The organism is Bacillus sp. JJ634, assembly GCF_036962285.1.
In the GTDB taxonomy this organism is placed as follows: Bacteria; Bacillota; Bacilli; order Bacillales; family DSM-1321; genus Peribacillus; species Peribacillus asahii_A.
Genome location: NZ_JBALMU010000018.1, coordinates 19,086 through 43,004 on the forward strand (window position 1 = coordinate 19,086; position 23,919 = coordinate 43,004).

The following is a 23,919-nucleotide window of genomic DNA, read 5'->3' on the forward strand; positions in this document are numbered from 1 at the left end:
TCATCTCCTGTAATATCTACCTAATTTGAATTTGATTCAGATGACTCCGTATTCTTTGTTTGCGATTCTTTTGATTCTTTAGGTTTTTGAGAACTTTTCTCTTGTTGAATCTGTTCATTCTTCACTTTTGCTTCAGCTTCTTTTTTCGCCTTTTCTTCAGCTTCCCTTTTTTCTTGTTCTTCTTCCCATTCTCGTTCATATTGATCTAATTCAGACTGAATCTCTTTCAGCTTCTGTTGTTTTTCTTCTGCCTTTAACTCATCATCAGCCTTTACTTCCTTTTTGTATTGATATAGCCCATATATAATGATGGATATATCCTCTAGAGAATAGGCAATATCAAGAGCTTCCTTCGCATTACCTCTTCCAATTTGAATCCAATAATCATAATATTGTGGATCAGTTTGTAATGTAATAACCTGTTGCAAAGTATCCTTTTGGTGGTCCTTTAACTCTAAATCCTTACTAACCATGATATAAGACTGTGCTAATTGATATTGAACAACATTTGGCATATCTTCAACCTCGTAGTCCAACAAAGAATTAATTACTTCACTATATTGATTCTTCAAGAAAGCTTCCTGACTATTAATGAATGCTGACTGTTTTGGTTGAGCGAGTACGAGGGTATACAAACTAAATAGAAGAGCAGGAACCAACGCAATAAGAAGACCGAGAGCTGTGTAACGGGCCACATTCCACTTTTTCTTTGTAACCGTAATCTCCTCCTTTGCCCTCTGCTCTAAGACGGTCAAATGCTCTCGAATCCTTTCTTGGAGTTCATTTATATTACTGGCAGCCAGTATTTTGGCTGCCATAGGGGAAAGTTCGAGCGTTTGATATAAATATAAATATTGAAAAAAACTATACTTTTTATCGACTATTTCTGCCACCGTTGCTCTTAATTCTTGTAATAGTCTTTCTTCATCCTGTTCATAAGGCGGCAAGCTCTCCTTTACCCCATAGTGAAGAAAATATGGGGTTAGACTTTCATCAACTACAATATTTTCTGGACATACAATAATATGTAATCGATTCAAAGAATGATTTTCGGCCTTTTTAATAAGCTGCGAAGCAAAAATCCATCGGCTCTTCTCATCTTTCTTTTTTAATTGGGTAAAAGGCAGATAGCTTGAGGGTGTTTCAATACCGAGTTTTAATTCGGCCTCCGTTAATGTTATTTCCTTCTTGATAGAAGGATCACTATACTTAAGCATTTCCATTTCTAGTGCATCATCTAACCTAATTTTTTCTCTTTGGAAAATGATCTGAACCGTATTTTTTTCTTTTTTTATGACCGCTTCAAGCTGCTTTTCGAGATACGATTGTTTCTTTTCTGACATGTTCGGATACTCCCTTATATAATTTCAAGACGGTCTCCTGTAGTAATCCCACGATCTATTAACCTTTCTGTTCCTGAGAGGACAAGGCGTTTGTTCGGTATCCGCACCCAATAACCTTCTCTAGGCGATTCAGAAATGGATTTGGCTTGCCAAACAATATCGATTACTTTTTTTACAGAGTGATAATCAGATAGGCGTAAATCAAAAACTTCATTGGTATAATGCTTTAAGTCTATCGTTATTTCAATATACATTTTTTCACCTCAAAATGAAAAAAGCGCCTTCCTCCAATAGAATGGGCGCTCTTCCTTTACTTCATAGACTTCAGATGAAGTTAACCACGAATTTGACTTGCAATTTGATTGTCAGCATCTGCAAGAGCTTTACCCGTATTGCTAAGCTGAACAGCGATATCTTCAAGCAATTGCTGCATTTGAATAAATGAAGGTTTTAATGCCTCGTATTGCTCGCTAAATGCTCTACTAGCTTCCCCTTCCCAAGCTCCTTCTAATTCTTTAATCATTGAATTTAGGCGGACAATTTGTTCCCCTACTTGACTGCTCTCACCATTGTAGCGGGTAGACATGCTTTCTAACTCTGCTGGTGTTACACGAATAATCCCTGACATATACATCTCTCCTCTTCTTTGATAATATGTTAATTGTAAGAAACATTATTCTACACGGTCAATAATAGATTAGTTAATAAAGGAATAACAGTTATAATTACCCAAGGTATTAATAGTTATATTAGATTATTGATTTTATTACAATAGGAATTTACGCTTAATTCTAGTCGATATTCCTTAACAATCTATATGAGTCCAATTTGTTTTTGGACATCATCACATTCCATCTAGTCAGCGGAACGATTTTTGGCCCCTATGCGTGCAAGACTACGTTCTCACACGCGCAGAGGCATAGAAAGAGCATATTTTGAAATAAAAAGGGCCATACTTCCTTCTTAAAGTATGACACCCTTTGAAAAATAATCGACTCAATAACTTGTTAAAAACACTTTTCCTTTGGTTTCTTTAGAAGATTCAGCAACATCGATAGCTTTTTTTACATTCGACAAGTCATACTTAGAATCTACCATCATCAAACGTAATTTTTTATCATTTATTAGATTTATTAAGCGGTTAAAGGTCTCCTGCCATTTATCCGCTGAGACATTCTTATTCCAATTCCGTAAATGAAACATATTAGCATGCACTTTTGCTTTACTTATAATTTCTGCCCAGTTTACTTGTACCCCTGATAACAGACCGATAGTTAAAAAACTCCCATTAGGGTGCACACAAAAAGCCAAATCGTTTCCAAATGAACCTCCAACGGAATCAATAGCAGCATCTGCACCAATTCCATTTGTTAATTCCATAACTGTTTCATAGAGTGGAACTTTAGAAGTATCTATGACATAAGAAGCACCAAGATGAAGTAAATCTTCTGTATATTTATTATTTCTAGTAACTGCAATCAATCGAAAACCTAAAACCTTCGATAATTGAGCAAAAATATGCCCAATAGAAGAACCACACGCGTTAACTAATAAAACATCATTCGATTGTAATTTTAAAACTTCCGTACAAGTTACCCAAGCTGTAACCGGATTGATATACATCTGTGCTGCCGTAAAATCATCAATAGAATCAGGTATAGGAACGGCAAATTCTGCTGATGTCTTAACAAACTCTTGCCACGTGCCTTCCCCGCGTAAAGGTAAAACACGCTTACCAATAAGGTTTTTAGAAACTAAAGGACCTACATCTTCTACAATACCCACTCCTTCATAACCAGGAATATTCGGTAAAGAAATCCGCTGAGCATATGCCCCTCTAATCGGTATTAAATCAGAAGGATTTATAGGCCGGGCTAACATTCGAACAAGGACTTGATGATCTTTTGGTGGTTCTATACTTTTATCTTCAACTTTTAATACATTTTGAGGACTACCAAATTCGTAGAATTTAATACATTTCGCATCCAAAACTATAACTCTCCTTCATATAAATCAGATTTATTTAATTATACAAGGGCCCTTTAGAACAAACAAAAAGAGTCTAAGATGATTCATCTCAGACTCCTTTGTTTGTTTCTTATTAAGCACGTGAATTATACGTACCTTCAACTGTATTAATGATTAAATCGTCTCCTTCATTAATGAAGAAAGGAACTTGAACAGAAAGACCTGTTTCAAGAACAGCTGTTTTTGTACCGCCAGAAGATGTATCTCCTTTAATGCCTGGTTCTGTTTCTGCTACTTTTAGAACAACTGTTTTTGGAAGTTCAACACCTAACGTTTCGCTGTTGAATGTCATGATGTGTACTTCCATGTTTTCTTTTAAGAACTTTAATTCGCGCTCGATGCTTGATGCTGGCAGCTCGATTTGCTCATAAGATTCATTATCCATGAATACATGGCTGTCACCGCTTGCATATAAATATTGCATTTTACGGTTTTCGATACGTGCTTTCGCTACTTTTTCACCTGCACGGAATGTTTTTTCCTGAATTGAGCCGTTACGTAGGTTACGAAGTTTAGAACGTACAAACGCAGCCCCTTTACCTGGTTTTACGTGTTGGAAATCGATAACTTGCCAAATACCGTTATCTACTTCAATTGTTAAGCCTGTACGAAAATCATTTACAGAAATCATTTGTTGTCCTCCTACATGTACATGTTTAAAGAATCATTAACTCTTTTGTCGAATGGGTCAGTGCTTCATTGCTATCTATCGTAATCATCGTATCATCTTCAATCCGAACACCGCCAACGCCAGGTAAGTAAATCCCTGGTTCAACCGTGACAATCATTCCTGACTGCAAAATAGTATCTGATTTCATCGATAAAGCTGGACCTTCATGAACCTCAAGACCAATTCCGTGCCCAGTTGAATGGCCAAAATATTCACCATACCCTTTTTCTACAATGAAATTTCGAGTTAATGCATCTGCTTCTTTGCCAGTCATGCCTGGCTTAATGCCAGACATTCCACGAAGTTGCGCTTCTAAAACAATGTCATAAATTTTTATAAGTTCTTCACTCGGCTCACCGACTGCTACTGTTCGAGTAATATCAGACACATATCCATTATAATATGCCCCATAGTCTAATGTAACAAAGTCGCCTTTTTCAATAATTTTATCTGTAGCTACACCATGCGGCAACGCTGAACGGACCCCAGATGCAACAATTGTATCGAAAGAAGACGAAGTAGCTCCTTCTTTTCTCATAAAGAACTCCAACTCATTCGAAACATCAAGCTCGGTAATACCTGGACGAATAAAGTCCAAAATATGTGTAAATGCTCGATCTGCAACGCTAGCCGCTTCCTTTAATATCTTAATCTCTGACGGTGTCTTAATCAAGCGTAAATTCTCAATAATACCTGAGATAGGGACAAGTTTAGCACTAACTGCGTTTTCATAAGTTTTATAAGCTGAAAAAGTAACATACTCTTGCTCAAAACCAAGCTTTTCAATTTTCATTTCTTTTACTTGCTTAGCTACTTCTTCAATAAGTGTTCCTTTATGCTGAATGATAGTATACCCTTGTGCTTGTTTGCCCGCTTGTTCTACATAACGAAAATCTGTAATGAACTTTGCTTCTTTTAAGGAAACTAAGACAACACCTGCACTTCCTGTAAAACCAGTCATATATCGGCGATTATAAGAACTTGTAATGAGTAAACCATCCACATTGACTTTTTCCATAGCCTCACGTAAACGAGTTAGTTTTTCCATTTAGCTTCTCCCCTTTGCAATGTTTACAATTGCCTGCATTGCTAAGTTATATCCTTGTACGCCAAGGCCAACAATTTGCCCGGCTGTAACGGGTGCCGTAACGGATTGATGTCTAAAACTCTCTCTAGCATGGATATTAGAAATATGTACTTCAATGACAGGAACATCGATACCAGCAATCGCATCTCGAATCGCATAGCTGTAATGCGTATAGGCTCCTGGATTGATAATAATTCCATTGATCCCTTCGTCCTCAGCCCAATGCAATTTATCAATAATTGCGCCTTCATAATTGGACTGATAACAACTTAATTCCACTTGCAAAGCTTCTGCTTGCTTTTGTAAGCCTTCCTCTACATCACGCAGTGTCGCACTTCCATAATGAGCTGGCTCACGCTTTCCTAAGCGATTTAAATTTGGTCCATTTATTAATAGAATTCTTGTCATGTTCCACACCTGCTTTTTTGAAATACCGAGCAGTATCATTTTACCATAATTATTTCAGGTGTTCCTCCATTTTTTAGCTGCCTGGTTGAGGCTCCGTTTGTTCAATTTGTTCCGTTTGTTCATGCATATACTCTTGATAATCAAAAGAAATAGAATAACCGATAAAGACACCATATAGAGCAAAAATACAAATACTTGTAACAATAGAGTCTGAAGACATTTTTGCAACAGACGGTAAATCATTAAATATTGGTCCAAAGACAAAAAGAAGAATAACCCACCAAAGAATACCAAATAGTATATAGGCAATCATATTCTTCATTTTCTTAAACAACGCATAGTATATAAAAGCAATGATAATGGATATAATCCCAAACAAAAGAATGGTCACTAATGAACCTTGCCATGCTTTCACCCAATCTCCATTCGACCACGATGTTAAAATAAAGTTCGGGCTAAACTCCATAAAGTGAAAATAATGAGACACAATCCCAAGAAAGCTTGCCAACATACCGCCAACCAATCCGATAATCCACACATTTGTTATAAGCGTACCTTTACTATAATATCGATTTTTGTTATTTGACATACAAAAACACCTCCACTACGTAGTATGTCCTCGATTTTTTTGAAATATTTTCTTTTTTTATGTCGAACGCATGAGTTATACTAGAGGTTTTTCACTTTTTTCGGTATGATGGAAATATAAAACTCATATTAGCAATCACGAGCAAACAACGTGAAATTACTGTTAGGTTGGTGTAGAAATGTCTGAGGTTCAAAAACCTGTTTATGGAGGGCAAGCAGTCGTAGAGGGTGTTATGTTTGGAGGTAAACATCATACTGTAACCGCTGTTCGCCGCACAGATTCAACAATTGCGTACTATCATCTACCACGCAAATCAACACCTATGATGAATACTTTAAAGAAAGTACCTTTTGTACGCGGAATTATTGCCCTTATTCAAGCAAGTTCAACGGGCTCTAAACATCTAAATTTTTCCACCGAGCAATTGGAAAATGATGAAACACCGAAAAAAACAAAAGAGCCTTCCAAACTAAGCTTATGGCTAGGGGTCGCGGTTATCGGTGTGCTGTCCTTCTTATTTGGAAAATTATTATTTACGCTCATTCCAGTCTTTCTTGCTGAACTGACAAGACCGATTTTCCAAAGCGATGTCGCACAAATTATTATAGAAAGCGTCTTCAAACTTATATTGTTACTCAGTTATATTTATATTGTCTCTATGACCCCTATGATCAAGCGAGTCTTCCAATATCATGGTGCTGAACACAAAGTCATCAATTGCTTTGAAGCAGGCAAGGAATTAACTATCGCTAATGTTCAAGCAAGTTCTCGTCTCCATTATCGCTGTGGCAGTAGCTTTATCTTATTCACTGTTATCGTTGGAATGTTTGTCTATTTACTCGTACCAACCGATCCACTATGGGTAAGAGTTGTCAACAGAATTCTACTCATTCCAGTTGTACTTGGAGTAGCCTTTGAAGTGTTGCAAATAACGAATAAAGTAAGAGACATTCCTTTCCTTCGTTTCCTAGGTTATCCTGGATTATGGCTTCAACTGTTAACAACGAAAGAACCAACCGATGATCAAGTAGAAGTCGCTCTCGCCTCATTCAATGAATTATTACGCTTAGAGAGAGAGACCGAACAAGGGTTAGAATCAAACAACCTTGTCTAGAATAAATATATTTAATAATTTATTCTAAAATTTGTAAAAAACAGTGTTTAAAACAAGCTATATTAGCTTATGATGCTCATATGGAGGTGTCTTTGTTGAATCGTATAGTATCCTATGTCATTTATGGTATCATCGCCCTTGGTGCACTCGGTTTAATTAGTCAGCTTACAACAAACACGATTGGCTTTTTAAAACAAATTGCCATGCTAGCCGTCTTTGCAGGGATTTTTTATCTCATTTTTCGATTAATACAAGGAAAAGCCAATCCAAAAGAGCAACGTGCTTTTAGAAAAGCTGTTCGACAATCTAAAAAACGAACGAAAGAACGCACAATCAAGCCGAAACAAAATAATGTAGCAAACATGTCCTCTGCTAAATCATTATATAAACTTAAAGCTCGTAAGAAGTCGGATGTACAATTAACCGTTATTGAAGGCAAAAAAAATAAGAAAAAAAATCGGGCTTCCTTTTAACAGCCCGATTTTTTCTTTTCTTCAATAGCTCCACTTTTTCAAAAATTGAGTTGTATACACTCGACCTCTTTGAATCAGCTCATCTTTCTTTTCCTCATTCAATTTAAAATCTAAACCAGAGATCCCCTTCATTGGAATAAAGGCAATATTGTTTACATGTTTTTTAGAAATATAACGAGAATCATGAGCATTCGTCATCGTTTTAAATAAAGCTGTAAACATCTCAATTGGATCATCTACCTCATGGGCTTTCCCCACTTCATCACCTGTTAGCTTCAAACCGACAACCGGTCTTTCCCTTGTTCCACGATCTGTGTTAAATAACCACATCGGAAAATTACTAAGAACACCGCCATCGACAAATACATTGGTTTGATTCCCTGTTTTAATTTTTACAGGTTCAAAGAAATAAGGCACGCTACAACTCATTCGCACCGCTTTTGCAACCGAAAAGGATTGTGATTCAATCCCGTAATGACTTAAATCATTGGGCAGGACAACTAAACGACCATTCGTAATATCTGAAGTGATAATTCGTAAAGAGTTTGGTGGAACGTCTTGAAACGTGACTACTCCTTTCATCTTAAGTTGCTCCGCAACCCACGCTTCTAACGCATCTCCCTTATATAAACCTAACTTCCAATACAGAAGTAACCATTTAGCAAAGGGAAGTTGTGACCAACCGCGCCGACGATCTAACAAATCATCGGTATCTATTTTTCGAAAGAGTTCTTCAATTTGTTTACTTGAATAGCCAGCAACTACTAACGCTGCTATAATCGAGCCTGCACTCGTTCCAGCCGTTCTTTGAAACGTATATCCTTTCTCTTCTAAAACTTGCAGTCCACCAACTAGACCAAATCCTTTAATACCGCCTCCAGAAAAAACCCCATCAATAATCATAATTGCCCTCCCCTAGATGCTCTTTACATTTTTAATCTAGGGGGTGAGAAATTATGACAGTTTAATACGAGAACAACTAAGTCCTAAACGTTTCAACTAAGCTCACTCATAGAGGGCTGAAACCTTTGTTTTCCTTTGAATGTGTTAAAAATAAAACGATTGAGGCTCCTGCTCGTGTGAGATTGCGTTGTTACACGAGCAGGAGCCTTTCTTTTATAAAAATAAACTATGTAAAACAAGATCGTAATAAAAAATCAGCTGATTTAATGAATATTTTTATTAATAAATCTCCCATGATCGGGAATAGCAATACGGTCAAACTCACGTACAAGCATTTGTAAACTATCTGTTAATAGTTCACCAGTCATCGGCAAACCATGACCTGTTATAGCTATAGATGGTTTCAAAGCCTCTAATTTCTTTACAGATTCCCATGTTGCTGCCCAATCCGGCGTAAAATATCTAGGAGGACCACTGATTTCTTGTTCCTGTGTTAGTACTTTATAAAGAAACTCCTGCCTTACTGTAACGAATGCATCGCCGACAATTAAAGCCTTATCTTCCTCTCTAAAAAAAGATACGTGACCGGGGGTGTGCCCTGGCGTATGAATCCAACGGAACCCATCCATATAAGGAACACTTCCATCAGCAGGAAGCGCTTCTATTTGATTCCCCAAATTAATCGGCTCATTAGGAAACATCGGTGACATTTTAGCAATCATCCCACCTTCTACAGTCGGGTCCGGTTTAGGATAACTCATTTTTCCTGTTAGAAAAGGCAGTTCTAATTCATGAGCATATACAGGGATGTCCCAATGCTTGACCAACTCAATAATCGCCCCTACATGATCAAAATGACCATGTGTTAGAACAATAGCTTTAGGCCGACTATTCTCTCCAAAACGTTCCTCAACCATCTCAATAATTTTATCAGCGGATTCAGGCATACCCGCATCTACTAATACAAATTCTTTCGTGTTAGGACGACCAACTACAATAACATTGACGATTTGCACTGTATAACAAAACAAATCCGGCAATACCTCTATACCAATGCCGCTACCGATTGATGTTGCAGGAATATATTTATAATCGCTTCCGTATGAAAGATTATTCTCCATGAAAAAACTCCTTGTTATTTAAATTGAAAATCAAGGATAGTTTTTTCACCATATATTCTATTTATACAAAAGGCTAATATTGCATCTTTATTGCTTTCTGAGCATTTTGAATATCATTATGAATGATAATATTCACTAGAACGTATGTCCCTCATCCTAATAAATTCACCAAAATATTTATGAAAATATTTTCTTTGCAATCCCCCTCACTATATCTGCATAAAAAACGCTCTAGCGTCTCAAACTACTAACACTTACTTTTTATGGAGGGAAATTATAATGAGTGAAAAATGCTTTTATTGCACAAATGATATTCAAGAAAATGGAATTCATCATGTGACGTTCCATGTTACTGATGAACATAGAGATGAAACACTATGCGATGAATGTTATCAAGAATGGCTTCAAGGAATAAAAGGATAAAGTATTTTATGAAAACTGAAGAGTTTTCTTAAAGAGTGAACTGTTTTGGTTTACTCTTTTTTTCAATCATAAAAGGAATCTTAATTGACTTAGGAGGTGCTGCCAATTATGAAAGCTGTAACCTATCAAGGTAAGCAGTCTATCGCTGTAAAGGAAGTAGAGAATCCTAAAATCGTTGACTCTCAAGATGTGATTGTCAAAATCACCTCGACTGCTATTTGCGGCTCAGATTTGCATCTGTACCAAGGAAACTTTCCACTCCCTATCGGTTATGTCATTGGTCATGAACCAATGGGAATTGTAGAAGAAGTGGGACCAGACGTAACAAAAGTAAAAAAAGGAGACCGTGTTGTCATTCCGTTTACTGTTGCCTGCGGGACTTGCCCGTATTGTGACCAACATTTAGAAAGTCAATGTGACAATGCAAACCCTCACTATGACTCCGGTGGTTATCTTGGATACTCTGAAAAATTTGGAAATTATCCAGGGGGACAAGCGGAATATCTTCGAGTTCCATTCGGAAATTACACACCTTTTCTCATCCCCGAAGAATGTGAACTAGAGGACGAACAGCTTTTATTTTTATCCGATGTTTTGCCGACCGCATATTGGAGTGTTGAACATGCTGGTGTCAAAAAAGGAGATACTGTTATCGTATTAGGTTGTGGACCAGTTGGCTTAATGGCTCAACAATTCGCTTGGCAAAAAGGAGCCGAACGCGTCATTGCAGTTGATTATTTCGACTATCGACTAAACCATTCAAAAAAAATGAATCGAACAGAGATTTTCGATTTTACACAATATGATGATATGGGCGAAACCTTAAAAGAATTAACAAAAGGAGGAGCCGATGTTGTTATTGATTGTGTCGGTATGGATGGAAAAAAATCACCGCTTGAATATGTCGAACAAAAATTAAAGCTGCAAGGAGGAACACTCGGGCCTATACAAATCGCCACAAAAGCCGTAAAAAAATGCGGAACTGTCCAACTTACAGGGGTTTATGGCGGATTATATAATATGTTTCCATTAGGGCCATTCTTCACTCGAAATATTACATTAAAAATGGGCCAAGCTCATGCTCGCAGCTATATGCCAACCCTATACGAACAAATTGTAAAAGGGAAAATTGATCCGACTGCTATTATTACGCATAAGCTTCCACTAGAGGAAGCCGCGCATGGTTATACAATCTTTAACAATAAACAAGATGATTGTATCAAGGTGATTTTAAAGCCTTAGGTTAGACATTAATACATGAAAAAGCCGATTAGAGAACTGCCTCTCTAATCGGCTTTTGTAGCTGAACCTCTATTAGTCTTACAAGAACCTTATTAATCATTGAAGAACTGTCCTACATGGTAAATGAATCTTTTATTAGTCTAGTGGCTATCCCTTCACGTTCATTACAAGCTTCGACGGTACTGTGCCGCCACTTTCACTGATATGAAGAAAAGTTATACAATCGCTATTCCCTGACTATTTTCCTTTCCAACGCTTCACCAAATGGAAATTCATACCCTTTAATAAATCCCTTTATAATTAAATTTGTAAATTCTCAACGATTGTCGTAATACCTAGACCTCCAGCAATACAAAGAGTTACTAGGCCATACTTTTCGCCGTGTCTTTCCATTTGGTGCAATAATTTTGTCATTAAGATAGCGCCTGATGCTCCAATCGGGTGGCCAAGAGCAATGGCACCGCCGTTTACATTGACTTTATCCCAGCCTATATTCCATTCTTTTATAACGGACAATGCTTGGGCCGAGAAAGCTTCGTTTAATTCAATCAAGCCAATATCATCAAAGGTTAGCCCTGCCATTCTTAATGCCTTCAATGTAGAAGGAACAGGTCCAATTCCCATGATTTCTGGAGAAACACCAGATGCTGCTTGTGCAATCACTCTTGCCTTTGGCTGTAATCCTTGTTTTGCTGCCGATTCTTCTGACATAACAAGCAATGCCGAAGCACCATCATTTCTCCCACTGCTATTTCCAGCTGTAACGGTTCCATCAGCTTTAAAAACAGGCTTTAAGGTAGAGAGTTTCTCATAGGATGTTTGACGTGGATGTTCGTCTCGATCAAATACAACCGTTTGTTTTTTCCCTTTTATCTCAAATGGAACAATCTCTTTATTAAAAATACCCTTTTCTATAGCTGATAGAGCCAACTCTTGACTGCGGGCAGCAAATTCATCCTGTTCAGCACGGGAAATATGATATTTTTCCGCTAAATTTTCTGCTGTGATTCCCATATTCAATTTCCCATAAACATCTATTGGCTGTGACCTAGGCTGACTTTCCGTATTTGGATCTAAAATCTCACCGTTCCCAGCACCATATCCATATCGAGCATTTCGAAGATAATAAGGGGCAGTGCTCATGCTTTCCGCACCGCCAGCAACAACCACATCTGACAGCCCGCATTGAATCTGCTGCACGGCATTGTTAATGGCTTGAAGTCCTGAACCACATTGACGATGAATAGTGTAGCCTGGTACTTCTATTGGATATCCAGCCCGCAATAATGAAAGTCTTGCTAGATTAGAAGAATCAGCACTTTGTTTACCTTGTCCTAAAATCACTTCATCCACTTGATTTTTATCAATCCCTGTACGGAGGATAATTTCATCCAATACTTTTGCTGACAGATAATCTACTTCGACATCTTTTAAACTGCCGCCTAAACGACCGATAGCTGTTCTAACTGAATCAACAATAACTGCATTTCTCATTTGCTTTCCACCTCATTACGATAATCATAGAAACCAATTCCTGATTTCTTTCCAAGTCTTCCAGCCTTCACATATTTTGTTATAAGTGGGCATGGTCGATATTTTTCTCCTAAGGTTTGATACAAATATTCCATATTACGAAGCCGCGTATCCAACCCTACAAGATCTGCCATTTCAAGCGGCCCCATTGGATGGTTTAATCCTAATTTGATGGCTTTATCAATATCTGCAGCAGATGCGACACCTTCCATCAGCATATTCATCGCTTCATTCCCTATTAAGCAATTCATTCGGCTTGTGACAAATCCGGGAAATTCATTGACTTCAACGGTTTCCTTTTTCATTTGCTCTGCAACCTGCCTAACTAATTCATAGGTTTCATCCGATGTATTTAACCCTCTGATGATTTCCACGAGTTTCATTTTGTGAGGTGGATTGAAGAAATGCATGGCGATACATTTATCAGGCCTTGACGTTTGGGCTGCAATTTCAGTAGGGCTCATCGTGGACGTATTGGTCGCCAGGATTGCGTGTTCTGGGCAAATGTCATCCAGCTTTTTAAAGATTTCGATTTTTAGATCCATCTTCTCGAGGACTGCCTCAATGACAAGATCTGCCTCCCCTGCTGCTTCCTCTATACTTGTTGTAAAGGTAATTCGGTTAAAGCTTTCGATTTCTTCTTCTGCTGTCATAAATCCTCGTTCAACAGCTTTTTTCATTTCTGCCTTAAGATAAGCTTCAGCTTTCTCTAATGCTTTCGTGCTAATATCCTGAAGCTGTACTTGAAAATGATTCACACTAGCGGCATAGGCAATTCCCGTTCCCATTAGGCCGCTTCCGATTACAGCTATTTTCTTCATCGTTTCCGCTCCGTTCTCATTATGCTTTTTAATCAATCCTGCGTGAAAGGTTCGTTTCATTGCTTTCTTCTTTCACGCAGGCAAACATCGTATTCAATAGAGGTCTATATCATTTTTTAGCAATTGACTATATTTCACTAGATAATTCATGACACTCACGACTCGTTCTGGAGACGCGTAGACAGGGAAATTTCTTTCCTCGTATAGTGCCATTGCTTTTGGAGCAATACCATCTGCTCCCAAGCGCCCAACAACAATCGGTTTGTCTTGCTCTCTCTGAACCTTCATAATGGCTTCAGCAATAACCGCAGCACCCGGATCAGCATTCGTGGTTAACATTACAATGACTCCATCAATCTCCTGATCTTCGGCAAGTATTTGCAACACTTTTTTGAACATTTCAGGTTTAGCAATGACTTCTGCTGTCACATCTACTGGATTTTGTGCGTTACCAAATGGTGGGATGAGCTCTTTTATTATTTCTGAACTTTCTGCTAATTCAGGAACCACTAACCCCTTTTCCGAACACAGATCCGCAATGACACTGCAGGCGCCGCCTGAAGCGGTCAATACACCAATACGATTACCCTTTGGTAACTTTTGAACAGTAAAGGCTCTTGACACATCAATCATTTCATCTAAATTCGTAATTCTTAGAGCGCCTAGCTTTTGGAAAGCAGCTGAATAAACTGCATCATCCCCTGCAATAGAACCTGTATGTGATTGCACGGCTCTTTTTCCAACTGCGGATCTTCCTGTTTTAAACACCAATACTGGTTTCTTTGCCTTCAAAGCTTTGGCTGTTGCTTTTTCAAATGCATTGACATCTTTTATTCCTTCCATAAAGACAGTAATCACCTTTGTTGATTCATCTTCAGCCAATATTTCGATAAAATCTGTCGTGGTTAAGTCAGCTTCATTTCCAACACTGACCCATCTGCTAAAACCGGCACCCTGTTCCCATGCACGGCTTAAGAGGGCACTTCCCATTGCACCGCTTTGTGAAATAAAGCCAATATTTCCCGCTGGCTTCACTTTTGATTCTAATGCAGCTCCAAATGCGGTATAAATATTTTTAGATGGGCTGGCAATCCCGATGGAATTTGGCCCAAGCACACGAATGTTTCCTTTTTCTGCAAGATTCAAGAGCTCTTCTTGAAGTTTTTTCCCTTCTTCCCCTACTTCCGCAAAGCCGGAGGAGTATACAATAACTGCTTTTACACCTTTTGCAATACAATCCTCCATGACTTTTGGAACGCTTTTTGCCTCGACAATGATACAAGCTAAATCAATATCCTCTTGAACCTCTCTGATATTTCCGTAAGCTTTATACCCTTTAATTTCTGAGGCACCTGGATTTATAGGGTATAGCTTGCCTGGGAATTGATTTTCAACCAGGTAGCGAAAAAGCCGTCCTCCATTTTTCTTTTCGTTTGCCGATGCACCGACCACTGCTATAGAGGCAGGGTTAATCATTTTCTCAAGATTTTCAAGTGATCTTTGCTTGTGTCCTGTTCCATTCTTATCCCCTAGTAAAATCCTAACATCACAAATGAAAGCATCTTGGGCTGCAAAAATAACTGGATTTAAGTCTAACTCTTCAATTTCGGGTCTTTGCTCTACTAATTCATTTAATCCAAGACAAATGTCTGCTATAACCTTCTGATTCAATCCTTCTTGTTTACGGTAGCCTTTAATAATCGGATATGTTTTCAATTCTTGCAGCATTTCTTCAACATCTTCTAGTGAAACTGGCATCATTCTCATGGCAAAATCCTTCATAATTTCAACAAAGATTCCTCCAAATCCAATCACAAGCTGGTGCCCAAATACAGGATCTTTTTTCACTCCAAAGATTAATTCTGTTCCTTTTGGAGCCATTTTTTGTACGAGAATTCCTGCCATGATCGCCTTATTATCGTAATTTGAAGCGTTCTGCATAATCTCGGTAAAGGCTGCTTCCACTTCATCCGCATTCTGGACATTTATTTTAACGATTCCTGCTTCTGTCTTATGGACAATATCTCTAGACATCCCTTTCAGTACAACAGGATATCCGATTTTCTCTGCAAACTGAACTGCTTCTTGCTTCGTTTTAACTAGTTGGGATTGTGCAACTGGAAGCCCCAGCTCTTGTAAAAGCTGGGCTCCTTCATGCTCCATTAAAAAGAGTTGTTGTTCTTCTACAGCAACGCTAGCATTACTTTGTGACAACTTTTTCTCCCCCTGTCTTTGGTCTTCTTTGACTAAATCTCATACCCAATACATCTTCAGCAATTTTATTTTTCAATACTTCCGGAGTCCCACCGGCAATCATCCAACCTCTAACTCTTCTAAAAATGTACTCTAACGGGTAGTCTGTAGAATAACCATAACCGCCAAATATTTGAACTGCTTCATGTGCTACTTCAAATGCAGTAGTATTAATATAAGCCTTTGCCATATTCGCTTCTAAAGGATTTGGAGCACCTTTATCCGCATTTGATGCAGCTTTATATAATAGAAGTCTTCCAGCTTCTAACTTCATTTTCATTTCAGCTATTTTCCATTGAGTTCCTTGGAATTCAGCTAACGGACGTCCAAATTGTTCCCTCTCCTTTGCATGCTGTACAGCCATATCAAAGGCAGCTTGTGCTAATGCTAATGATCTTGATGTATTTCCCATCCGTTCAATGTTAAACATCGTAAACAATCGTTTAAATCCATTATCAGGAACTAAAATATTACCAACTGGGACTTCACAATCTTCAAAATACAATGCGCAATGCTCTTCACCAGACATATGCGTTTCCGTTTTTCCAATCGTAAAGCCAGGAGCGCCTCTTTCCACTAATACAGCACCACACGTTTTCACACTGTCTCCAAAATTAACCCAAACAACATAATAAGAATTATGCGGTCCATGTGTATTAAACACTTTTGATCCATTAATAATGACTTTATCGCCTTCAATACGAGCTTTTGTCTTTAAGTCTGTAACCGCAGAACCTGCGTTAGGCTCTGACATCGCAACAGAGATAAGCTTCTCACCAGCTAAAATCGTTGGAAGGACACGCTGTTTCAGTTCTCTTGATCCATAGGCAGCCAATTGACGAATCGCCCCGAAGTTTCCGACTTGCAGCATATCAGCTGTACTTGGACAAACTTTAGCTACTTCTTCCATGACAATAATCGCTTCTACTAATGACATTCCTTGACCGCCATCCTCAATCGGAAGGGTCATACCCATTAAGCCATTTTCCGCTAGAATTTTAGCGTTTTCCCAAGGTACTTCATGATTTTTTGTCCATGTATATGCTTTTTCTGAGAACTTTTCCTTCGCAAGGCTTCTTGCCCATTTTTGTAATTCTAGTAAATCTTCAGTTAAGTTAAAATCCATTTTAAATTCTCCCCCTTTTGGTATGATTGATAAATAATTGCTTTCATAATTAATATTAGCAAGATGCGTGCCAACTTTAATAAACGCTTATCATAATGTTTTTATTGGCACTGTCGAGCACTGGTTTTGATGCTCCGAATGCCTATGGGGCATGGGTTCATCCTGTTATCTATGCTAAATAAGAAATCTGACCACATGTCCCGCAAGCATTTTTCAACATTCATCATGAACAAAGACTTTTTACAAAAATGCAAAAATTCCGCTTCCTTGTTTATCATTTGAACACAACTGTTTAAAAAACAAACAAAAACAGACGAACTCATTTGAGCTCGTCTGTTTATTTTTTAAATAGCGGTGTTTAGTTCGTGAACAAATGATGTTACTTTCCTTGATAATGAGGTGTTCTCTTTTCTAAAAAGGCCGTTGTCCCCTCTAATTTATCATCAGAATTAAAAAGAATAGCTTGAGCAAATTTTTCTAATGTTAAAGCGGCCTTTATATCTATATCATACCCTTGATGAATCACCATCTTCGCTAATTTTACTGCCATTGGCCCTTTTTCAATGATTTTGTGAGCTTTTCCAACGACTGTTTCCCATAATTCCTCTATCGGTACAACAGTCGAAACTAAGCCAATCCTTTCAGCCTTTTCCGCCGTAATGATGTCACCCGTTAAGATCATATCAAGAGCTGTCCCTTTCCCGAGCATCCTTGACAATCTTTGAGTTCCTCCAGCACCTGGAATGATTGATAAACTAAGCTCTGGCAAGCCAATTTTAGCATGTGAAGCAGCCACACGGATATCACAGGCAATGGCTAGTTCGCATCCGCCTCCAAGAGCGTAACCATTAATCGCTGCAATGGTCACTTTCGTACTTTGCTCGATCTTTTGACATAATCCCGAAAGACCCGGTAACAAGGCATCGGCTGCACTCTTTTCTCTTAACTGCCTAATATCAGCACCTGCAGCAAAGGATTTCGTTCCTTCCCCTGTAAGTAAAATAACTTTCACGCCTTCATGATTTTCCCATTGCAGTAATGCTTGTTCAATTTCACTAACGGTTTGATTATCTAGTGCATTTCTCACTTCAGGCCGATTAATCTTGATTACACCAATAGCTCCATCTTTATACATAAGAATATTTTCAAAGCACATTTCTATTTCCTCCTTTTACATATTGAATTTAAATAGAATAAAGAGTTTCTACATTCCTCTCGAGATTTTTAATATTTTGTACAATCGACTTGGCTTTTTCTTCACCAATAATAGAAGAACAATTGGCAATAAATTTCATTTCTAGTTTTTCATCTGTTAATGGTTTTGAAGGCTCTCCTAGAGGGTTTTTCACATAACAGGTCAGTGTCGTGCTATCCTTGAGCTTGATTTCTAGCCTTGCCGCCCGTTGTGCAGGATAATGTTGATCAGCTTCTTCATCCACATATACTTCAACTAATTGCGCTAGCTTGCTAATAGTTTCTTTTGTCTGCTCAGGTTGAAAATGATTAACCTCCAATACTGGATGATACACCGCTGCAGCAATCGCATACGGCAAACTCATTTGTGCATCCAACAGTGTTTGACAATTCTTATGGCGATGTAAATAAGCAATCTTATTAACGCCTATACGAATTTCAGCAATCTCTTGCGGCTGAATCTGTGCATTCGTTTTTAATTCATAAACAGCATCAATCGAAGAATGTAAGTGCCTGCAGCAAGGATATGGCTTAAAATATATATTCATAATTTCATATGTTTCACCGATATCTTTAAACATTCGTTCCACGGATACTTTCCCATCTGCAAAGGCCTGAAAAAGACCGTTTTCTCCTTCCAGCACTTCCTTCGGCCCTGACAATCCCTTCCTTGTCAGTTCAACTGCGGCAATTCCATCACGTGCAGCCTGTCCAGGATGGATCCGTTTCACTTCCGATCCCGTGCCTAAAAAAGCAAAAATCCCGCCGGCAAAGCTTCCAGCTATTCCAAAAGCATTCTGGACTTCTTCCTTTCTCAATCCATATAATACGCTTGCCGCTGCTACAGCACCAAAAATACCAGCTACTGGTGTATTATGAAAACCTCGCTGCCTTGATGATGGATGAATAGCAGATGATATTCTTAGGCAAACGTCATAACCGATGACAATGGCTTTTACCAATTCATCAAATGTTGGTTTTACATATTGCGCTATAGCAAATACAACTGGATATACAACAGTTCCAGGATGAACCGATCCCCCTGTATGTCCATCGTCCATATCAAGGCAATGAGCACTCGTCCCATTTAAGAAGGCAGCATTCCCTTTTGATAATCCCAAGTGATACCCAATGAGGTTTGTCGTTCCTCTTCCTTCAGATGCTATTAAGTATTCATATACAAGTCTGCTTACCTCCGTGTTCGATCCTGTAATTGCTGCACAGAGATAATCTAAACAAGTTCTTTTCACTTGATGAACTACCCCTTCATCCAACTGAACATTTCTAACATTAGCTACATGGGCTGCCAATCTTTCTGTAATATTTTGATAGTCTATGAACTGATTACCTTTTTCTGAACTTAAAACGCTGATTGTGTTCTTGCCATTCATATTCATTTTTCCTCCTAATTTATAATAACGTTTCTCACCGATATTATTTTTGTATTTAATAGTAAGTCTATTATTTAACGAACCTTTACCTTTCCTTCTGACATTTCTTCTTGCTTCACCTTGTCAATAATTCCGCGGGCCGTTAATGCACCTGCAACGAGCACAATCGCTTTCATAAATAAAATTGGTCCTAACCCGATTAATGTACTCAAATTAGCAAAAATAAATGGAATAACCGTTTGGCCAAGCCTGTTGGAGGCCAGCCGAATTCCTAATACCTCCCCAGTTCGCCCAAGAGGGGAAACATTGTATGAGAGGACAATCGTTAATGGCTGGGTGACACCTAGACCTGCTCCTAATAGAAAGGAAGCGGCAAAAAGCAAAGAAAATTGATGAAGAAACGGAATCATCCCGTAAGAAATGGCACCAATCATCATAAATATCCACAGTACAGTCACCCTGCCAAACATAAGGATTAATCTTGGCATAAAAATCCTTACCAAAACATTGGAAGTCGCCTGTGCTCCTAAAAGTAATCCTATTTGTGAAAAGCTTAATCCAATGGATTGGGCATACAACGGAAAATAGACATAGAATATATCTAAGGCTGATAAGATTATCATACTGACCAGCACCAATCGGGATAAGCCAGGAATTCGAAACAACTCTTTTATACTCGTAGAGTTTTCTTTCTTTGACAGGGAAGAAGTTCTAGAAGATTTAGAAATGAAAAAAGATAGAACCATAGGGACAAATGGAACAAATGCTAGAATCATAAATGACAGCTGAAAGCCGTAATGCTCGGTTGCATATCCGCCAATAATAGGACCGATTAGCATCCCAGCTGAAGAGAAAAGACTAAATGTCCCAACTGAACGATCACGATTCTTATTTGTTGTTGACTTCGCTACTCCATTTTGAATGGCCAGAATAGCAAGTAATTGAGACCCACCTAACATGAGCTGTGAAATAAATAAAATTTGAACACTTGGAAAAAGGTATGGAAGACATAAAGAAATAAATAACCCTAATGACCCAATGAATATCGGAATTCTCTCTCCATATCGATCAATATAACGCCCGGCAAAAATGGCGATAATAAGCGGTGCAATCGAATAACAGGCAGTGATCATCCCAATTTCGAACATTGTTGCATCTAACTCGTTTGCAAATAATGATGTCATAGGTCTTGCTGCAAAGACTGAAATAAAAATAAAAGGAGTAACCATATATAAAAGGTTCCGCTTCATACTTCCTCCACGATGAATCATTGTAAAATGATTTATACATATATCAAACATTACTCTCTTTTCATCGGTACATCTTGTTAGAACAATAAATCCCTGTTTTCATATCTAAAACAGGGATTTTCTAATAAGTTATTAAACTGGAAAGTGATATCCTGTTTAATGGAAGGACTTATTTAAACTTCCAAATCACCTTCTATTAAATTTTAGGAATTAAAGCACCAGAATCCGATGCGTACAGAAGATAAAAAATATCTAGTAGCTAATTCAAAATATAAGTTACCAACCCAACAGCAACTTCTTTTTCCTCATCATTTAAAATGGTAGCTTCTCCAACTACAAGGGAATTGCCCTTTTTGATGACTCGACCTTTTGCAATCAACTTATCACCTGATGCAGGACGAAGGTAATTCACTTTTAATTCCACTGTAACCCCTGCTTTACCATCAGGAAGGAGAGATCGAAGTGCTGCACCCACAGCTGCATCAACTAAACTCGCAATCACTCCTCCATGAACATTACCTCTGCTCTGTGTAATCTCGTAGATAATGGGAAGTTCTAAAATAGCAGTCCCTTCCCTTAACTCTATCTCTTTTAAGCCAATATGCTTCCAATAAGGATTATTCTTCATTCCATTGTTTATCTGTTTATCCATTTTCCTCACCTAACACTTTTTATTTTTTTCAATCCCGCAGTAACTAAATCCTTTACTTCTTTAATTACTGCGAGCTCGACTTACTATTATATAAACTACTGCTGTGTATCGCGGTACCTGAACCAATGTTTTCAGGGTATACCCTTTTCTAAAAAGTTATTAAACTGGAAAGTACCATTTAATAGAGAACTTATTTAAACTTCAAAATCACCATCTAATAATTCTTTCTTCTTTTTAAATCCATTTAATGTGCTGAAAATGAGTAAAAGCAAACCGATAGCAACTAAAGTACCAGAAATCGGGCGCATAAAGAAGATGAGAAAACCATCTGTTGATGACGCAAGTGATTGAAGAAATGAAGACTCAATTTGACCTCCCAAAACAAATGTTAAGACGGTTACTGCAGCAGGAATATCTAATTTTTTCATGATATAACCCACGATTCCAAATAAAATCATTAACCCTACGTCCCACAAGCTATTATTAATACTGTAGGTTCCCACCATTGTTATAATAAGAATCAATGGGAATAATAGCTTATATGGAACAAGTGCAATCTTCGCCCATAATCCTGCTAATGGAAGATTAAAAATAAGGAGGATAATATTACCAATAAACATACTTGCAATAATGCCCCAAACAAAATTAGGGTTATTTTGGAATAATTGTGGTCCCGGAGCCAAACCATGCATCATAAAGGCTCCTAATAATACAGCAATCGTTGGCGAACTAGGAATACCGAGTGTAAAAAGTGGAATGAGGGCGGCACCACTATGAGCATTGTTAGCCGTTTCAGGTCCTGCAACTCCTTCAACTGCCCCTTTCCCGAATCGAGAAGAATCCTTTGCCACTTTTTTCTCAACAGAGTAAGAGATAAGGGAGGAGATAGTTGCCCCCGCACCAGGTATTAATCCTACTAACATTCCAATACCTGTTCCTCTTCCAACCGATTTCATTGTTGGCTTCCATTCTTCTCTCCTTGGCAGCATCCCTTGAACTTTAGCTGGCTTATCCATTTTCATTTTATTTTCAGCATTGAGAAGAATCTCTGATATTCCAAAAAGACCCATAGCCACAATCACAAAATCAATACCTTCAATTAAATTCATTTGTCCAAAAGTAAATCGAAATTCTCCTGAAATCGGATCCATACCAATTAACGCTAATAGTAATCCAAATAAAGCAGCGATAAGCCCTCTTATTATTGACTTCCCCATTAACCCTACAATTAATAACAATCCAAGCAGCATGAGAGCAAAATACTCAGGAGGACCAAATTTTAAGGCAAAGCGTGCTAATGGAGGACCTAGAAAAGTAAGTCCTAAAACGGCCACAATTCCACCGACAAAGGAACCAATTGCAGCAACTCCTAGGGCTGTTCCGCCCCTCCCCTGCTTCGCTAGTTGATGTCCATCGATACAAGTGATAACAGACGCTGATTCACCAGGGGTATTAATAAGAACGGATGTAATCGTCCCGCCATACATTGAACCATAGTAAATACCTGCTAACATAATAATCGCAGATACAGGTTCCATCCCAAATGTCATTGGGATTAACAGGGCTGTTCCAGCAACAGGACCCAGCCCGGGCAAAACACCTACAAACATCCCCATTGACACACCAATAATACAATAGATAATATTCCAAACGGTTAGTGCTTCCTGAAAACCAACCAATAGTCCTTGCAAAGATTCCATACCTTTCCTCCCTTCCTTACCAACCTAATACATTAACCGGCAAAGCCACATTTAATAAAGATCCAAATAACCAGAACAAGAGGATTGATACGAAAATAGCAATACCAAGACTCGTATACCATTTATATTCCTTAAAAAGCAGTGCAAAAAGGAAAATCGCCGTTGTTAATACAAAACCCAAAAAATTAAGTGCTAGTACGTAAAACACCATGCATCCAACGATATAGGCTATTTTTCCAAATGACTTCTCTTTTGGCGCACTTTCTTCTGATGTGCTATCTTCTTCCTCTATTTCTACTGTTTTTTCTTTTGTTTTACCCTTTTTATAAGATTGATAAATATATAAAAGTGATAAAATAGCAAGCGCTCCACTTATCCAAGTTGAAAAAAAACCTGGTCCTGGACCTAACGATCCCAAATATTCATATCCGAGAGCTTGTACAAAAAAAACCGATGCAAAAAGGAATAAAAACACTCCGGCTCCTATTTCGCTTTTATTATTAAGCACGAACTCACCACCCTTATCATGTTTTCTTTTTTCTAAAAGAATGAACATCTATCATCTAAATCATTACTCTAATTAATGATTTAGATGACA

24 protein-coding genes are annotated in these 23,919 nt (G+C 38.1%); 4 read left to right on the top strand and 20 right to left on the bottom strand.

The window, feature by feature from the left end; genetic code table 11:
* Positions 1 to 20: 20 nt before the first annotated feature.
* From essB to V7068_RS03485, 8 genes are all read right to left on the bottom strand, one after another.
* Positions 21 to 1,343: a type VII secretion protein EssB gene (gene essB / locus V7068_RS03450; protein ID WP_499711058.1), complete on the bottom strand. Its 1,323-nt coding sequence runs from the start codon at positions 1,341 to 1,343 to the stop codon at positions 21 to 23.
* A 14-nt stretch (positions 1,344 to 1,357) separates the two neighbouring features.
* The gene (gene yukD, locus V7068_RS03455; protein ID WP_499711060.1) at positions 1,358 to 1,597 is read right to left on the bottom strand and encodes an ESX secretion system protein YukD; all 240 of its coding nucleotides are present in this window, start codon (positions 1,595 to 1,597) and stop codon (positions 1,358 to 1,360) included.
* An 80-nt stretch (positions 1,598 to 1,677) separates the two neighbouring features.
* Entirely contained in the window at positions 1,678 to 1,971 is a 294-nt protein-coding gene (locus tag V7068_RS03460; RefSeq protein ID WP_252286703.1) for a WXG100 family type VII secretion target, read from the bottom strand.
* A 368-nt stretch (positions 1,972 to 2,339) separates the two neighbouring features.
* The gene (locus tag V7068_RS03465; protein WP_499711062.1) at positions 2,340 to 3,332 is read right to left on the bottom strand and encodes a zinc-dependent alcohol dehydrogenase family protein; all 993 of its coding nucleotides are present in this window, start codon (positions 3,330 to 3,332) and stop codon (positions 2,340 to 2,342) included.
* 112 nt (positions 3,333 to 3,444) lie between these two features.
* The gene (gene efp, locus V7068_RS03470) at positions 3,445 to 4,002 is read right to left on the bottom strand and encodes an elongation factor P (RefSeq protein ID WP_127761313.1); all 558 of its coding nucleotides are present in this window, start codon (positions 4,000 to 4,002) and stop codon (positions 3,445 to 3,447) included.
* A 25-nt stretch (positions 4,003 to 4,027) separates the two neighbouring features.
* Positions 4,028 to 5,089: a M24 family metallopeptidase gene (locus tag V7068_RS03475; RefSeq protein ID WP_499711065.1), complete on the bottom strand. Its 1,062-nt coding sequence runs from the start codon at positions 5,087 to 5,089 to the stop codon at positions 4,028 to 4,030.
* On the bottom strand, positions 5,090 to 5,536 hold the full coding sequence (gene aroQ / locus V7068_RS03480) for a type II 3-dehydroquinate dehydratase (protein WP_127761315.1): 447 nt from the start codon (positions 5,534 to 5,536) through the stop codon (positions 5,090 to 5,092). It abuts the gene before it with no gap.
* A gap of 73 nt (positions 5,537 to 5,609) precedes the next feature.
* The gene (locus V7068_RS03485) at positions 5,610 to 6,125 is read right to left on the bottom strand and encodes a YqhR family membrane protein (protein ID WP_499711068.1); all 516 of its coding nucleotides are present in this window, start codon (positions 6,123 to 6,125) and stop codon (positions 5,610 to 5,612) included.
* Between the two features lie 178 nt (positions 6,126 to 6,303).
* Between V7068_RS03485 and V7068_RS03490 the strand changes: the two genes are divergently transcribed.
* Positions 6,304 to 7,239, top strand: a complete 936-nt coding sequence (locus V7068_RS03490; RefSeq protein WP_252290698.1) for a DUF1385 domain-containing protein — start codon at positions 6,304 to 6,306, stop codon at positions 7,237 to 7,239.
* 95 nt (positions 7,240 to 7,334) lie between these two features.
* Positions 7,335 to 7,712, top strand: coding sequence for an SA1362 family protein (locus V7068_RS03495; protein ID WP_127761318.1), 378 nt, complete (start codon positions 7,335 to 7,337; stop codon positions 7,710 to 7,712).
* 21 nt (positions 7,713 to 7,733) lie between these two features.
* Here the strand turns inward: V7068_RS03495 and V7068_RS03500 are convergent, their stop codons facing one another.
* A complete protein-coding gene (locus V7068_RS03500; RefSeq protein WP_499711071.1) occupies positions 7,734 to 8,615 on the bottom strand; it encodes a patatin-like phospholipase family protein in 882 nt (293 codons plus the stop codon).
* A 263-nt stretch (positions 8,616 to 8,878) separates the two neighbouring features.
* On the bottom strand, positions 8,879 to 9,736 hold the full coding sequence (locus V7068_RS03505; protein ID WP_499711073.1) for an MBL fold metallo-hydrolase: 858 nt from the start codon (positions 9,734 to 9,736) through the stop codon (positions 8,879 to 8,881).
* 279 nt (positions 9,737 to 10,015) lie between these two features.
* Between V7068_RS03505 and V7068_RS03510 the strand changes: the two genes are divergently transcribed.
* Positions 10,016 to 10,159: a hypothetical protein gene (locus V7068_RS03510; RefSeq protein ID WP_182480471.1), complete on the top strand. Its 144-nt coding sequence runs from the start codon at positions 10,016 to 10,018 to the stop codon at positions 10,157 to 10,159.
* Between the two features lie 108 nt (positions 10,160 to 10,267).
* Positions 10,268 to 11,401, top strand: a complete 1,134-nt coding sequence (locus tag V7068_RS03515; protein ID WP_499711075.1) for a zinc-dependent alcohol dehydrogenase — start codon at positions 10,268 to 10,270, stop codon at positions 11,399 to 11,401.
* 300 nt (positions 11,402 to 11,701) lie between these two features.
* Here V7068_RS03515 and V7068_RS03520 read toward each other — a convergent pair whose 3' ends face one another.
* The 10 genes from V7068_RS03520 to V7068_RS03565 all read right to left on the bottom strand — a co-directional run bounded on the left by V7068_RS03520 (position 11,702) and on the right by V7068_RS03565 (position 23,829).
* Complete coding sequence (locus V7068_RS03520) at positions 11,702 to 12,895, bottom strand: thiolase family protein (protein WP_499711077.1); 1,194 nt, start codon at positions 12,893 to 12,895, stop codon at positions 11,702 to 11,704.
* Positions 12,892 to 13,755, bottom strand: a complete 864-nt coding sequence (locus V7068_RS03525; protein WP_499711110.1) for a 3-hydroxyacyl-CoA dehydrogenase — start codon at positions 13,753 to 13,755, stop codon at positions 12,892 to 12,894. Before V7068_RS03525 ends, V7068_RS03520 begins: the two co-directional genes overlap by 4 nt.
* Before the next feature lie 93 nt (positions 13,756 to 13,848).
* The gene (locus tag V7068_RS03530; protein WP_499711079.1) at positions 13,849 to 15,969 is read right to left on the bottom strand and encodes an acetate--CoA ligase family protein; all 2,121 of its coding nucleotides are present in this window, start codon (positions 15,967 to 15,969) and stop codon (positions 13,849 to 13,851) included.
* Positions 15,956 to 17,134 carry an acyl-CoA dehydrogenase family protein gene (locus V7068_RS03535; protein ID WP_499711081.1) on the bottom strand — a complete coding sequence of 393 codons (1,179 nt, stop codon included), beginning with the start codon at positions 17,132 to 17,134 and terminating at the stop codon, positions 15,956 to 15,958. Before V7068_RS03535 ends, V7068_RS03530 begins: the two co-directional genes overlap by 14 nt.
* Positions 17,135 to 17,513: 379 nt before the next feature.
* Positions 17,514 to 18,290, bottom strand: a complete 777-nt coding sequence (locus V7068_RS03540) for an enoyl-CoA hydratase/isomerase family protein (protein WP_499711083.1) — start codon at positions 18,288 to 18,290, stop codon at positions 17,514 to 17,516.
* Positions 18,291 to 18,318: 28 nt separating this feature from the next.
* Positions 18,319 to 19,719: an MmgE/PrpD family protein gene (locus V7068_RS03545; protein WP_499711085.1), complete on the bottom strand. Its 1,401-nt coding sequence runs from the start codon at positions 19,717 to 19,719 to the stop codon at positions 18,319 to 18,321.
* A 74-nt stretch (positions 19,720 to 19,793) separates the two neighbouring features.
* The gene (locus tag V7068_RS03550; protein ID WP_499711087.1) at positions 19,794 to 20,969 is read right to left on the bottom strand and encodes an MFS transporter; all 1,176 of its coding nucleotides are present in this window, start codon (positions 20,967 to 20,969) and stop codon (positions 19,794 to 19,796) included.
* 259 nt (positions 20,970 to 21,228) lie between these two features.
* On the bottom strand, positions 21,229 to 21,621 hold the full coding sequence (locus V7068_RS03555; protein WP_499711088.1) for a PaaI family thioesterase: 393 nt from the start codon (positions 21,619 to 21,621) through the stop codon (positions 21,229 to 21,231).
* 194 nt (positions 21,622 to 21,815) lie between these two features.
* The gene (locus V7068_RS03560; RefSeq protein ID WP_499711089.1) at positions 21,816 to 23,321 is read right to left on the bottom strand and encodes a tripartite tricarboxylate transporter permease; all 1,506 of its coding nucleotides are present in this window, start codon (positions 23,319 to 23,321) and stop codon (positions 21,816 to 21,818) included.
* Between the two features lie 16 nt (positions 23,322 to 23,337).
* Positions 23,338 to 23,829: a tripartite tricarboxylate transporter TctB family protein gene (locus tag V7068_RS03565; protein WP_499711090.1), complete on the bottom strand. Its 492-nt coding sequence runs from the start codon at positions 23,827 to 23,829 to the stop codon at positions 23,338 to 23,340.
* Between the last annotated feature and the right edge of the window lie 90 nt (positions 23,830 to 23,919).

What these genes read in the sequence shown, in the direction of transcription:
- essB (WP_499711058.1), bottom strand. Translation starts at nt 1,343, where the DNA reads ATGTCAGAAAAGAAACAATCGTATCTCGAAAAGCAGCTTGAAGCGGTC.
- yukD (WP_499711060.1), bottom strand. Translation starts at nt 1,597, where the DNA reads ATGTATATTGAAATAACGATAGACTTAAAGCATTATACCAATGAAGTT.
- V7068_RS03460 (WP_252286703.1), bottom strand. Translation starts at nt 1,971, where the DNA reads ATGTCAGGGATTATTCGTGTAACACCAGCAGAGTTAGAAAGCATGTCT.
- efp (WP_127761313.1), bottom strand. Translation starts at nt 4,002, where the DNA reads ATGATTTCTGTAAATGATTTTCGTACAGGCTTAACAATTGAAGTAGAT.
- V7068_RS03475 (WP_499711065.1), bottom strand. Translation starts at nt 5,089, where the DNA reads ATGGAAAAACTAACTCGTTTACGTGAGGCTATGGAAAAAGTCAATGTG.
- aroQ (WP_127761315.1), bottom strand. Translation starts at nt 5,536, where the DNA reads ATGACAAGAATTCTATTAATAAATGGACCAAATTTAAATCGCTTAGGA.
- V7068_RS03485 (WP_499711068.1), bottom strand. Translation starts at nt 6,125, where the DNA reads ATGTCAAATAACAAAAATCGATATTATAGTAAAGGTACGCTTATAACA.
- V7068_RS03490 (WP_252290698.1), top strand. Translation starts at nt 6,304, where the DNA reads ATGTCTGAGGTTCAAAAACCTGTTTATGGAGGGCAAGCAGTCGTAGAG.
- V7068_RS03500 (WP_499711071.1), bottom strand. Translation starts at nt 8,615, where the DNA reads ATGATTATTGATGGGGTTTTTTCTGGAGGCGGTATTAAAGGATTTGGT.
- V7068_RS03505 (WP_499711073.1), bottom strand. Translation starts at nt 9,736, where the DNA reads ATGGAGAATAATCTTTCATACGGAAGCGATTATAAATATATTCCTGCA.
- V7068_RS03510 (WP_182480471.1), top strand. Translation starts at nt 10,016, where the DNA reads ATGAGTGAAAAATGCTTTTATTGCACAAATGATATTCAAGAAAATGGA.
- V7068_RS03515 (WP_499711075.1), top strand. Translation starts at nt 10,268, where the DNA reads ATGAAAGCTGTAACCTATCAAGGTAAGCAGTCTATCGCTGTAAAGGAA.
- V7068_RS03520 (WP_499711077.1), bottom strand. Translation starts at nt 12,895, where the DNA reads ATGAGAAATGCAGTTATTGTTGATTCAGTTAGAACAGCTATCGGTCGT.
- V7068_RS03525 (WP_499711110.1), bottom strand. Translation starts at nt 13,755, where the DNA reads ATGAAGAAAATAGCTGTAATCGGAAGCGGCCTAATGGGAACGGGAATT.
- V7068_RS03535 (WP_499711081.1), bottom strand. Translation starts at nt 17,134, where the DNA reads ATGGATTTTAACTTAACTGAAGATTTACTAGAATTACAAAAATGGGCA.
- V7068_RS03540 (WP_499711083.1), bottom strand. Translation starts at nt 18,290, where the DNA reads ATGTGCTTTGAAAATATTCTTATGTATAAAGATGGAGCTATTGGTGTA.
- V7068_RS03545 (WP_499711085.1), bottom strand. Translation starts at nt 19,719, where the DNA reads ATGAATGGCAAGAACACAATCAGCGTTTTAAGTTCAGAAAAAGGTAAT.
- V7068_RS03550 (WP_499711087.1), bottom strand. Translation starts at nt 20,969, where the DNA reads ATGAAGCGGAACCTTTTATATATGGTTACTCCTTTTATTTTTATTTCA.
- V7068_RS03555 (WP_499711088.1), bottom strand. Translation starts at nt 21,621, where the DNA reads ATGGATAAACAGATAAACAATGGAATGAAGAATAATCCTTATTGGAAG.
- V7068_RS03560 (WP_499711089.1), bottom strand. Translation starts at nt 23,321, where the DNA reads ATGGAATCTTTGCAAGGACTATTGGTTGGTTTTCAGGAAGCACTAACC.